Genomic DNA, 13,806 nt, shown 5'->3' on the forward strand with positions numbered 1-13,806 from the left:
ATGAATCAGCATTTGCTGACAATCGATAACTTACGGGTGAATTTCAAGACATATGGTGGTGAGGTTCAAGCCGTGCGGGGAGTGTCCTTTTACGTGGACAAAGGGGAGACGGTTGCCATCGTAGGCGAGAGTGGATGTGGCAAGAGCGTTACGGCTCAAGCGATCATGGGATTAATTCCGAATCCACCTGGAAAAATCGTCGGGGGAAAGGTTGTATTTGAAGGAGCCCAAATCAGTCACCTGCCCAAAAAAGAGCTGCTGGGTATTCGCGGAACGCAGATCGGCATGGTGTTTCAAGACCCGATGACAGCGCTCAATCCGACGATGAAGGTAGGGACACAAATCGTAGAGGGGTTCGTTCGCAGCCACCAAGTATCGCGAGAGGAAGCGCGAAAGCGAGCGATAGAGATGCTTTCACTCGTAGGAATTCCCGATCCGGAAAAGCGAATCGATCAGTACCCGCACCAATTCAGCGGAGGGATGCGTCAGCGTGTGGTCATTGCGATTGCTCTTGCTTGCCAACCCAAGCTGGTGATTGCTGATGAGCCGACGACAGCACTGGATGTGACGATTCAGGCGCAAATTTTGGATTTGCTCAAGCGACTGCAAGAGGAACAGGAGTTGTCGGTTGTGATTATTACCCATGATTTGGGAGTCGTAGCCGAGATCGCTCATCGCATGGTTGTCATGTATGCAGGAATGGTGGTAGAGACTGGGACGGTTGAGGACGTTTTTGCAAATCCTCGTCACCCGTATACATGGGGACTGATGCGCTCCCTCCCTCGTCTGGATGAAGGTGAAAAGCAACGGCTGATTCCCATCGAAGGCAGCCCTCCAGATTTGTTCAATCCGCCCGTCGGCTGTCCGTTTGCTGCCCGCTGTGATTTTGCGATGGAGATATGCGAACAGCAGATGCCCGTGACGAGCGAATTCGGGCGTGGACATCAGGCAGTTTGCTGGCTCCACGATCCACGGGCACCGCGAATAGAGGAGCTGGTGGCAGCAGGGAGGCAGGGAATATGACAGAAGCTTTGCTTGATGTTCGCGATTTGAAGAAGTATTTTTCGCTTGGAACGGGATTTGATTTGAAAGCAGTCGATGGTGTTTCGTTTACGATCAACAAAGGGGAGACGTTCGGTCTGGTCGGCGAAAGTGGCTGCGGGAAGTCTACGCTAGGCCGGACCATTATTCGCCTATATGATCATACAGATGGGGAAGTGCTGTTCAAAGGGAAGAATGTTCATCAGCTTCGCGGAAAAGAAGCGGGGCAGTTCAATCGGGATGCCCAGATGATTTTTCAGGACCCGCAAGCCAGTCTGAACCCGCGTATGACCGTGGAGGATATCATTGCAGAGGGCTTGGACATTCATCATTTGAGTCGCGGGATGAGACGAGAGCGTGTGGCGGAACTGCTCCATCTAGTGGGTTTGCATAAGGATCATGCGCAGCGCTTTCCGCATGAATTCAGTGGGGGACAGCGCCAACGGATCGGAATCGCGCGGGCGTTGGCAGTGGAACCGGAATTTATCATTGCTGATGAGCCGATCTCCGCACTCGACGTCTCGATTCAAGCGCAAGTCGTCAATTTATTAGAGGATTTGCAGCATGATCGCGGATTGACCTATTTGTTCATCGCACATGACCTGTCCATGGTCAAACATATTTCCAACCGGATTGGCGTCATGTATTTGGGAAAAATGGTTGAGCTTGCATCGAGCTATGAGCTGTACACTCGTCCGTTGCACCCCTATACGCAGGCGTTGCTTTCTTCTGTGCCAGTGCCTGACCCAACGGTGAAGCGGGAGCGTATCGTTTTGCAGGGAGATTTGCCGAGTCCAGCCAACAAGCCGAGTGGTTGTGGTTTTCGTACGCGCTGCCCACTCGTACAACCTCGCTGTGCGGAAGAAGTGCCGAAGTGGCAGGAGGCGCAGCCCGGGCATTGGCTGGCTTGTCATTTGATAGAGTCGTAAGAGAGGAAGAAGGGCTGTTCCCGATCGGTGGGACAGCCCTTTCTCGTGAGATTATAAATAGTAGAAACAGGTAAGAATGATCGAGAAGACAATCAGTCCAGTGCCCGACGTGAGAAAAAACGAGGTTCCGACTCGCACGAATGACTCTTTCTTTTCCTCGAAAGCAGGGTCGTTTGCCTGAACGATGTCACTGTCCATCATGCGCGGCTTGCGAAAGAACATCCCTTTCAGCTGTTTGAATCCCCGTAGAAATATAGTGAAAAATCCAGAGCGTGTAACGACGGCAATACTCCCAACGATCAATAGGAAAAGACCGATTAAAAAGCTCTGGTTAATCAATGGAACCAACGTACCTGCTTGAATGGTAATTCCTAAAATCACACTGCTGATCACCGAGAGAGCGAGTAGTAGAATGAGCCATTTTGTCAACGAAGAAGCACGTCCTTTTTATAGTGTGGGTACAATGCGCTCTGCTTCCCGCAAAAAAGCTCGAACGGCAGGTGGGGCTTCACGAAGCGAGCGTACAGCCAAGCCAATTTGCCGAGAGAGAGGCGGTGTGATTTCTATGACAGCGACATCGGGTAGTTGCGCTGGTAGAGTCAGTGACGGAACGACTGTCACCCCAACACCGCTTTCTACCATTGCGAGTATCGTTGTATTATCCGCGATTTCATAGGAAACATTTGGCGTAAGTCCAGTCTTGGCAAACTCCGCGCCTATCAACAAGTGACAACCAGCCATGGGCATGAGAAACGATTCGCGGGCTAATTGCTCCAAGGTAAGAGAGGGCTCTTTTGCCAGAGGATGATGGGCTGGCACGACAGCATGCAGGGCGTCTGTCGTCAGTAGAATTCCCTCTAGCTCGTCATCGGGCCACACATGAAACCCGACATCGACAACCCCAGAGCGAACCCATTCTTTTATTTCTTGATAGCTTCCTTCATATAGCTTAGTTTGCATATGCGGATAGTGACTCTGCATTGCTTTTAGCAATTTTGGCAGGAGCTGAGCGGTTACGCTGGGAAAAGAAGCAATCCGGAGCGTCGCCTCCAAATGCTCGCTTGATTCGGCAGCTATCTGTTTAATCAACGAGACGTTTTCCAATATGGTCCGAGCAGAGGCGACGATTTTTTCGCCAGCTGCGGTCAGCTTAACACCGCCACGATTTCGGATGAACAAGGAAATACCAAGCTCTTTCTCCAGTGCGCCGATGGTATGACTCACTCCTGACTGGCTCAATCCGATTTGTTCTCCAGCTCGCGTGAAATTACCAGCGTTCGTGACAGCCACAAGGACTTCCATTTGAAACAAAGTCATGGAGCTCCTCCTTTCATGAAGTTTTTATCATGGTTGGTATGCGAAAGCTTCATTTTACAGCGCGGTTGCATCACTTTAAGATGAAAAGTAAGAGAAGCATTCGTTTAACAAAAGGAGAGAAATAACCATGAATCATGTGAGCGTATACCATGTGGACGCCTTTACGAGAGAGCCATTTGCAGGCAATCCCGCAGGCGTCATCCCGGAAGCAGGTACTTTGACTTTACAACAAATGCAGAAAATTGCCAATGAGTTGAATCTTCCTGAGTCTGCCTTTTTGATGCCGTCTGACCATCCAGAAGCAGATTTTCGTATTCGCTACTTTTCTCCTTCGGTTGAGATCGATTTCTGCGGCCATGCGACAGTGGGTTCTGCTTGGCTATTGGCAACAGAGCGCGGATGGTTGGAAAAGGGTAGCCGTATTGTGTTTGAGACCAACGTCGGGTTGATACCTGTTCAATTGGTGATGGAAGATGGTCAGTTACAGCGAGTGGAAATGACCCAAATCAAGCCTTCTGTGAAGGAGTTTGATTTCGACAGAGAAGAGGTAGCGAGGCTGGTAGGCATAACACCCGCTGATCTGGACGATCGCTATCCGATGAAGCTCGCTTCCACTGGCAATATGCATCTACTCGTTCCAGTCCGCACCCGACAGGCGATTGATGCAGCGCAGCCATTGATCTCAACGCTCGCAGAAATGAACAGGGACCACGGCATCACAACAACCCATTTGTTTACGTGGGATGCTCCTGAAGGCTATGACTTGTATACGAGGGATTTTGCGCCTGCGATCGGGATTGCAGAAGATCCAGTGACAGGTGCTGCAAACGGCGCGTTGGCTGGCTATCTGGCATTGGAAGAGTTGCTGCTGTCAGCTGGACAAGTGCACCAGCTTGTGATTGGGCAAGGGCATGCGATCGGACGGCCTGGGACGTTGTATGTTACGGTTGACAGGTTGGGGGAGTCGCCAGTCATTCGCGTAGCAGGTGAGGCGAATGTGACGATTGCGGGGCAGATGAGAGGATAATATGTGGTTGGGAAAGACGTTCTTCCAGAAGGACGTCTTTTTGTTTAGTTGATAAGAGTTTATAAAAACTTTCTATTAACATAAGTGTAACGAATGCTTTTTCAAAAAGTTTGATGATGCTCAAAAGGGTACTGAGCTAGAAGCAAGTTGTAAGGATAATTAAGTCATTTTACTAGATATTAGCTAGTTTGAACTTTTTAGTAAGTTCCTATTGATCCCATATGAGGAATTATCTATAATTCTAAAAGCATTGTTTAGGTAAAATTTACATTTTTATCTGTACTTACTTTTATGGAGGAGATGGAAAGAGACTGGAGGTGTTTTTTTAAAAAATAAGGATTAGTACCTAAGTTCATTACAATAAGACAAGGAGCTATAGGAATGAACCAGAGATTCATCCGCTCAATCAGTAGTGTAAATGTATTCCTACTGCTTGCTTTACTGTTTTTACAACTTGTACCTGAGCATGGTATGGCAAGTGCAAATAGCAAAACGTATTTAATTGGATTTAAAGAAAACAAGAGAGCGAAAGTAAAAGCAATTCAGAGGTCATCTGTTCAACAACTTAGTTCAAAAGTTATGGTTGCAAAGTTAACTGAGAGTGAAATGGAAGCAATGTCTCAGGACGAGAATGTAGCCTACATTGAAGAAGATAGTGAAGTAGAGTTAGCGGAAACAAGCGTGTTAGAAAACCAGAAGATTCCGTGGGGGATTGCGCACATAGGAGCACCTCAAGCTCACGAGAAGAATTACTTTGGTCAAAATATCAAAATTGGAGTTTTGGATACGGGTATATCCAATCATGAAGACATCGAAGTGAGTGGAGGCATTTCCTTTGTAGAGGGAAATGAAGATTTTTCTGACGATCACGGACATGGAACTTCAGTGGCCGGAGTTATAGCTGGTAAAAATAATGACTTCGGTATTGTAGGCGTTGCGCCAGAAGCTGAAATTTATTCCATTAAGATACTTGATGAAAAAGGTCATGGTAAGTATTCCAGTATGATCCAGGGTATTGAGTGGGCGATTCAGAACGAGATGAATATCATTTCGATTAGTGCTGGTGGTTCTATAGATAGTCGTGCTTTACATGACCAGATAATAAGAGCGAACAATCATGGAATATTAGTCATTGCGGCAGCTGGAAATAAAGGAATGGGTGGACAGACCCAGCTATATCCTGCTCAGTATGATGAGGCACTGTCCATTGGTTCAATTGATCAGGATAATCAGCGTGCTAGTTCTTCAAGTGTTGGTAGAGGATTGGACCTAATGGCTCCTGGTGTTAATATCCTAAGTACATCGCTTAATGGAGAATATGAACAACGTTCAGGCACTTCTTTAGCAACTCCTCATGTAGCTGGTGCAGCCGCTGTCATTTGGTCAAAAATGGGGAATGCCACCAATCAAGATGTACGTGATCTTTTAGTCGATACGGCAACAGATCTAGGGGAGTCGCGGTTTTATGGAAAAGGTCTTGTAAATCTGGGAAAAGCTTTGAGAGTAGGGAATACAGAGAGCCCTCAGATTGCATCACTCGAATCCTCTACAAAAGAATTGCGTCTGCCAAAGGGCGGAAATTCTCAACTGAAGATTACAGCGAATATGACAGATGGCAGCAGCAGAGATGTCAGCAAGGAAGTTACTTATAAGAGTAAAGATGAAAATATCGCGAAGGTAGCGCCTTCAGGTTTAGTAACGGCAAGTGGAATTGGAGATACACAACTGACCGTTGAGTTAAGTGAAAAAAGCATTGATATTCCCATTTCTGTAACTGAAAGCGCTCCATTAATCCCAAGAGGTGCTCTAGATAGCCCCGAAAACGGCGAGTTAATCAGCGGCACATATACACTTAAGGGATGGTATCTTGATCCAACAGGAGTATCCACAATCAGTATCCTGATTGATGGGGTGAAAGTTGGAGAGGCTTCCTATGGAGATGTAAGACCAGACATAGAAGCCCAATATCCAGCCTATCAGAATGGTAATGCAGGGTTTCATTATCAATTGGATACTCGAGCTTTAATTGTTGGTACGCACACCGTCTCGGTTAAAGTTCAAAATACTGATGGACAACAAACTGTTATAGAAGAAACGACAGTTTATGTTGGAGATATGGAACCCGTAAGTGGACTTCATGCAGATGTGACCAGTTTAGACCTGACAGTTGAAGCCTCACATCAGCTAGTTGTATCTACTGTTTTAGAAGATAAAACGGTAAAAGATGTTACGAGTCTTGCAAAATACACTTCTTCGGATGAAAGCATCGTTACAGTAGACTCTACAGGCGTTGTAAAAGGAATAGGGTATGGTAATACGGTTGTTACCATTCGTTACGAAGGGCAATCTATTACGATTCCGGTCACGATTAAAAAGGAAGAACCACTGACACCGCGTTGGGAAGTAGAAACGCCAGTGAGTAATTCCACGATATCAGGGGTTGCACTCATAAGAGGATGGTACCTAGAACCATCAGGTGTATCAAAGATAGAAGTGCATTTAAATGGAGAAGCGTTAGGGGAAGCTACTTATGGGCTTACCCGTCCTGATATCGAAGCTTCATATCCTAAATATCAGAATGCTACTGCCGGATTTGAGTACGCTCTTGATACAACGCAGTTGAATGAAGGACTGCATACGATTAAAATAACTGCCTTCAATCTGGAAGGTACTCAGCATGTTCTGGCAGAACGAGAAATTTTAATTGGTCGTGCAGAACCAGCTACAAGTCTAGTAGCAAATATAAGCAAAATAGATTTGGTACAAGGCAATACACTGCAATTATCTATTTCTGCTGTATTACTGAATCAACAAATGAGAGATGTGACCAGAGAGGTTCAATACAGTGCTGAAAATCCTGCAATCATCAGCATTTCAGATACCGGCATCGTAACGGGTATTGAAGTTGGTCAATCAAATGTAATCGTGAAATACCAGGATCAAACACTTAAGATACCAGTATTGGTCAAAGCTGCAGCAGGTCTGACTCAAGGAGGAATTGACAGTCCTGCAGACAATGCAGTGATCAGTGGTGTTTATCCCGTAACAGGCTGGTTTATAGACTCGACTGGTGTTGAACGTATTGAAGTATTAGTCGATGGAGTCGTTATTGGTGAAGCAACGTATGGGGTTCCTCGACCAGAGATAGAAATTACGGATGTCTCTATGACTGACGGAAACGTTGGATTTTCCTATAGTCTCGATACAAGTAATCTGCAGGAAGGTTCTCATACCATTTCTGTTAGAGGAACGGGTAAGGCCGGAAATCAAACCATGCTGGGGCACAGAACGATTCAAGTAGTCAAATTGCTTCCAGTAATAGATTTACAGGCAGACGTCACAGAGTTAAAAGTTCCTCAAGGGAAAACTCATCAATTCACAATTAAGGCGGTACTGGAAGATAAGAGTACGCATGATGTAACAAAGTTGACCCTATATAACATTGAAAATGCATCGATAGCTAAGGTAAGTACAGGTGGTCTGGTTACTGCTTTAGCACAAGGTAGTACAAGTATCACTGTTAAATATGGGGAGCAAAGTATCAAAATCCCTGTAGTCGTTTCAGAAGCAGAAGCACTTAAGACCATGGGTGAGATAGAAGCGCCTGTAAACGGTGCGGTTGTTAGTGGTAGCTATAAGATAGCAGGATGGTTCTTGAATCCTTCTATAATCACAGAGTATCTAGTTCTCATTGATGGGATGGAAAGTGGGAAAGCAGAACTGGGTATTGCACGTCCTGATATCGCACTGCTACATCCGGATTATAAAAACACGCATGCAGGTTTCAGTTATTCAGTTGACTTATCGGAACTTCAGCCAGGTAATCATACGGTTTCTGTTATTGCGAAGGATAGTGAAGGCAAACAATATCCATTAGCAGAAAAAAACTTCGTAATCGGAAATACCGTTCCAGCGGTCAGTTTGCAAAGTGTAGGGCCAACTATTAACTTAGCAAAAGACTCTGTTCAGAAACTACAAATTACTGCAAGTTTTGAAGGTCAACAAACCACGAGAGACATTACAGGAGAAGCAGTATATACAGTAGAAAACCCGGAGGTTGTTTATATTAGCCCATTGGGTAATGTAACAGGGCTGAAGGTGGGAATGACAAAAATAATTGTCAACTATGGTAGCCAGACAATTACCATCCCTGTTGTAGTGACGGAAACAGAATCAGGTTCTCTGACAGCCAAAGGGCAAATAGATATCCCATTGGAAAATACTGAGATTGGCGGGACTACAACTATACAAGGATGGCTGCTTAATCCAAATGGTGTCTCAAAAATCGAAGTCTTCGTGGACGGGCAATTACAGGGAACGGCAGTTTATGGAGGACCTCGACCAGATATCTTGGCAATGTATCCACTCTATAAGAATGCAAATGCTGGCTTTCAATATTTATTAGATACGTCTTTGTTTCCGGAAGGCAATCACAAAATAACGGTTCAAGTAACTGATAAAAGCGGTTCGAAAATTCTCGTGCTCGAAAGAAACGTAACCATTGGTCCTGTTACTGGAATCACACCGAATCATACTAATGTCACATTGGCAAAAGATAAGACGGTATCATTCACTGTTATTGCATCCTATCGGGATAAGAGTACAAAGGACGTAACAGGAGATGTAACCTACACAATCGATAATCCAGCTATTGCCAAAATAGATGACGCAGGATTAATAACAGGGCTTTCATCAGGGAGTACTGTCCTTACTGTTTCTTATGCCGGCATAGTTAAGCAGTACCCCATACAGGTAAATGGTAACGTTTTGATTACAGGGGGCGCTATTGACAGTCCGCAAAATAATGAGCTGATTAGTAAGGATTACAACATTACAGGATGGTTCGTTTCTTCTAGTGGTGTTGAGAAAGTAGAAGTTTTGATGGATGGAGAAAAGCTGGGCGAGGCGAAATATGGCCTTGAACGACCAGATATTCTGCGTCAGTACCCAGAGTCACCTCATCTGAAGCCAGGTTTATCCTATCTATTGGAAGTTGACCAGATGCAATTGGGGCAACATCAATTGAATGTCCTAGTCACTGAAAAAGACGGAAAACAAACGAATATGGAGAAGACAATCACTGTTGTTGAACCCATACATGATACTTATGCTTTATGGTTACAGTTTTCTGATCAACAAGGAAAGAACAACTGGTCCTATGAAGAGGTAAGTGAAGGTCGCTTTACTGACTTGAGTTGGGATAAAGACGCAGAAGAGTGGAAGAGTGAACGTAGCGGAACGGCAATCGGAAATACCTGGATAAAAGTCGGGAGCTCTGATCCTGCCCTTAAATGGAAGGCGCCACGCTCAGGAAAAATTCAAGTTAGCGGCTGGATTTCCAAGATTCAAGTCGACGAGGGAGACGGAGTCAACGTTAGATTAATGAAAGATGATCTTCAAATCTGGCCATCCTCAGGGTGGCAATCGATTGATTTTAACGATGACATTGGTGTGGAAATCCAAGAGGAGCTTGTTGTTGAAGAAGGCGACGTACTGATTTTTCAAGTGAATCAGAAAGAAACCAGTGTAGGAGATCTTCTTAAATGGACACCTGAAATTACCTATATGACAAATGAGGTGAACGATAATTCTGCTCCACAAGTTTATCTGACCTCTCCTGTTATTGGTAAGGCTGTTTCAACCGTTGATTCTGAGGATGTCATCGTCATATCCGGTTTGGCGAATGATCCGAATATGGGGGATCAAGTTCATATTTGGTATCAGCTAGATGAGGAAGATCCCCATGAACTAACTCGTTTTACGGCAACCGAGAACTCGAATGAATTTTTGTACAATCTGCCCATCAGCAATTTGAAAGCGGATCATCTATACTCCCTGCGTGTCTGGGCAGTGGATCAGAAATCCAGTAAGTCTCTCGTTGAAAAAGTCGACTTTAATTTGGATATGAGAGCTCAAGCTGAGAGGGAAGATATACTTGTTACCGCCCATTGGAAATCTCCTAAAGATAGAGAAGAATTTCAAAAAGGAAGCCGGGTTACAATAAATTGGGATTACTCTAGCTATAGAGGGTTCTCAAGTAGAATTGCCTCGCAAGAATTAACGATTTATATTAGCGAGCGAGGGTATGTCACTTCAATCGTAGATGAAAAGTTAACGGGAACTGCACGCTCTTATGTATTCGATACAAGTTTTATACAGAAAAACGCACTTATTGATGTGCGTGTGAGAGCGATAATGGAGGATGATCTTCCTCCCTATGTCTTTGGTGGTACCGCTAAACTGGAGTTCAATGTACTAACTACCAATCAAGCACCAGTTGTAGATATTTCAGAGCTAAAGATGATGGACAGTGGTCGTCAAGGATTAATCAATTATTCGTTTAAAGAGAATGATGTTACAGACAAAATCGTATCGACCAAATTAAGAGTAGGCCTGACACCAGGTGGGAACGAGCTTGGGGAGAAAGAAGAGGCAATTTCCGAAGCTTCCCAAGACAGGTATGCGAGTAATCGATACTTTTTCCCAATCACAAAAGATATGTTGTATCAGACCGTTTATTGGACTGTGCAAGCACAGGATAATCGTGGGGCATGGACAACACCAGTTAATTACTCTGTTCGATTGGTAGATGCTCTGCCAAAGATTGTAATCCATACCCCAGGGGCAAAAAGAGTCATTGATATTGATGAGACTTTTACACTGGAAGGAACCTATACCCGTCTTGACTCAGGAGATATCATCTCTGGAAGAGTTAATCGAAATAAAGGTCCTAAACAATTTGTTGCCAGTGGAAATTCTGGACAGTGGTCACTTAGCTGGACGGGAAGAGAACTCGGACAGGGTACCTATTCGAATATTGAAGTATCAAGTCAAAGTGGTTTTGTAGCAGTTTACCCCGGAAGCTTAACTGTTGAAAAGAAACCAGATGCGCCGAGCATTATTAGTGTGGAAGCAGATACCAATTCTATTAAAGTATTTTGGAGTCCTGTCATAGGAGCAACTGACTACGGAGTACAAGTAGATGGTGGTGGGATTAAGCGGGTAGGTAATGTTACTGATTATACGATCACGGGCCTACAACCGGCACGAGCTTATACCATTAGGCTTTGGGCATACAATTCATCCGGTATCGGCAGTTATAGCAGTTCTATTACGGTTGAAACGAAACCAGCAGAAAGTAATTTTAATCTGTTGGTCGAGTATAACCCGGTAAGAATGCATTTTCCTGCTAACCAGGCTAAATACTTTAAAATCACAGCTAGAACGAACGGAGTGTATGAGTTCACATTAAACAATGACTCAGGTTTACCTGCAGATGCAATAATATCTGTTTATAAAGGGGCAGGCTTGCAGGCGCATGAGGAAGTCTCTTCAGGGAGTAATGGAAGAGTGAACCCAGTATTTGTTGCAGGGAAAACCTATTATTTGAAGATTGTAGGGAATAGTACCTTTTACGGCACACTTCTGGCAACGCCAGGAGGCGATTCCTTTGCCTTTAATAAGCCAAACGATATCACGATTCAAGGTAAACAACTTGTAGATATTAACATGAATGCCCCAGTTTCAGGTAGGTATCGCATGGTCACACAATTGAAAAATCCAAGCGATAAATATCCTGTCTTAACGGTATATTCTTACGGAAAGCAAGTGGCCCCAAAGGAGATGCCAAGTACATCTGAAGTCATTTATGATTTGGTTCCTGGACCCTATGTGATTAGATTGGTCAACACAGAAAGTTATCCAGTCAACGTAATTTTTACTGTCTTTGCTCCAGCGCCTGGGGGCACTGTTTACGAGTATGTGTACGATCAAAATAATCGTATTAAGGCGATAAAAGAAAATGGCGTCGAAAGCGTTATTTTTTCGCATGATGAGAATGGAAATATCACAAGTAGCACAAAACAAACAGCTTCACCGCCACCCAAGGCTTCTGCCTTAAGTCTTGATCTGGAGAAAGTGGATGTATCACCCGGTAATTCCAAAACGATTAAGGTCATGGCAACATTGGATAATGGGAATCAGGTGGATGTAAGCTCGCAGGCTGTGTATGTCGTGGAGGATCCTTCGGTTGCATACATCAGCAAGGGGATTGTGTTTGCAGTTAACGGTGGGACGACGCGAGCCAGGTTGTTTTACGGAGGGCAGTCGAAGACGTTAACCATTACGGTTGATGCACCGGCCGTTCACTTGACAGCGATCAGTCTTACACCAGTGCAATCCACCATTACAGAAGGTCAGATTCAACGCTTGTACGCATCCGCTTATTTCTCAGACGGAAGCACCAGAGACATTAGTAGCGATGCTAGCTATGACACCTCGAATTCATCTGTTGCTCAGGTAAGCAGCCAGGGTGTCGTAACAGGTATTACAGCAGGAGCAGCAACTATTTCCGTTTCTTATGATGGTAAACATGCATCTAGCCAGGTAAATGTTCAAGGGGCTACCATCCAAGAAATTAAAGTAATTCCAATGCAAGTATCGCTGATTCCAGGTGGTACTCAACAGCTTCATGTAACGGCGACCTACTCTAGCGGGGTAGAGGAAAATATTACAAATAGAGTAATGTATTCAATCATTAATGCCAATATTGCAACACTGAATCCTGGTGGACTGGTTACAGCACTTTCGCCAGGAGATACACAAATCACTGTAAGCTACGGTGGGCGAAGTACTAACATTCCTATTACGGTTTCAGGAAATGCCATCAGTCTCGTGTCTTTGACTGTTACGCCAGCGACAGTGAGCATTGGCAAAGGAGCCAATCAACAGCTGGAAGTGAAAGCGACCTACAGTGATAACAGCCATACAATTGTAACGAATCAGGCGACTTATCAGAGTTCGCAACCTGCTATCGCTAGTGTTGGGCCAAGTGGCTCCGTTACTGGAGTGATGGTCGGATCATCTACTGTAACAGTATCTTTTGGTGGCAAAACAGTTACAATTCCTGTTCAGGTCACAGAGACTGCGCAGAGTCTAGAAGTTACACCAGTCAGTCTGAACATGTTAGTTGGGAAGACACAGCAGTTAAAAGTATCAGCGACCTATAAGGATGGCAAAAACATTGATGTTACAAAACAAGCAATCTACTTGCCAGGAGATGCTGCAGTGGTAACCGTTGATTCAAACGGGGTGGTTACGGCTGTTAAGGCAGGTAGTACAAACATCACCGTTTTCTTTGGGGGAGCGAGTGTGGCTGTGCCTGTTTTTGTTACTGCTGAGAACGTAATTCAAAGCATAAAAGTTATACCAGAAAAGATAAAAATGCTAGAGAATGGAACGAAACAGTTACTTGTAAAAGCAGTTTTTATGGACGGTACAGAAGTGGATGTAACGAATAAAGCTTCGTATACATTGGAAGATCAAGCGATTGCTTCTGTTACTTCTGATGGACTGTTAATGGGATTAAAAGTGGGAAGTACCTCTATCCAAATTAGTCATTCAGGAAAAACCATGAATACCATGTTGCATGTAGTAAGCGTTGAAAATAAGATAGCACTCTTGTCCGCAGGTGGAGCCCACACGTTGATGGTG

Annotated in this window: 6 protein-coding genes; 4 read left to right on the plus strand and 2 right to left on the minus strand. The window is 44.6% G+C overall.

Annotated elements, in window-relative coordinates; all coding sequences use genetic code 11:
* Together HPY27_RS28740 and HPY27_RS28745 are read left to right on the plus strand one after the other, a co-directional pair.
* The gene (locus tag HPY27_RS28740; RefSeq protein ID WP_026042967.1) at positions 1-1,023 is read left to right on the plus strand and encodes an ABC transporter ATP-binding protein; all 1,023 of its coding nucleotides are present in this window, start codon (positions 1-3) and stop codon (positions 1,021-1,023) included.
* On the plus strand, positions 1,020-1,970 hold the full coding sequence (locus tag HPY27_RS28745; protein WP_026042968.1) for an ABC transporter ATP-binding protein: 951 nt from the start codon (positions 1,020-1,022) through the stop codon (positions 1,968-1,970). The genes HPY27_RS28740 and HPY27_RS28745 overlap by 4 nt, the downstream gene beginning before the upstream one ends.
* 51 nt (positions 1,971-2,021) lie before the next feature.
* On the opposite strand, the gene HPY27_RS28750 is transcribed toward HPY27_RS28745, so the two are convergent.
* Entirely contained in the window at positions 2,022-2,399 is a 378-nt protein-coding gene (locus tag HPY27_RS28750) for a DUF3899 domain-containing protein (protein ID WP_017247476.1), read from the minus strand.
* 18 nt (positions 2,400-2,417) lie between these two features.
* Positions 2,418-3,287: a LysR family transcriptional regulator gene (locus HPY27_RS28755; protein WP_173622429.1), complete on the minus strand. Its 870-nt coding sequence runs from the start codon at positions 3,285-3,287 to the stop codon at positions 2,418-2,420.
* 127 nt (positions 3,288-3,414) lie between these two features.
* Here HPY27_RS28755 and HPY27_RS28760 point away from each other — a divergent pair, with 127 nt between their 5' ends.
* Both HPY27_RS28760 and HPY27_RS28765 read left to right on the plus strand, forming a co-directional pair.
* The gene (locus HPY27_RS28760) at positions 3,415-4,314 is read left to right on the plus strand and encodes a PhzF family phenazine biosynthesis protein (RefSeq protein ID WP_174226511.1); all 900 of its coding nucleotides are present in this window, start codon (positions 3,415-3,417) and stop codon (positions 4,312-4,314) included.
* A gap of 381 nt (positions 4,315-4,695) precedes the next feature.
* Positions 4,696-13,806, plus strand: a 9,111-nt coding sequence (locus tag HPY27_RS28765) for an Ig-like domain-containing protein (RefSeq protein ID WP_174226512.1), incomplete at its 3' end; no start/stop codon positions are given.

It is taken from the genome of Brevibacillus sp. HB1.1 (assembly GCF_013332445.1).
GTDB lineage: Bacteria > Bacillota > Bacilli > Brevibacillales > Brevibacillaceae > Brevibacillus > Brevibacillus porteri.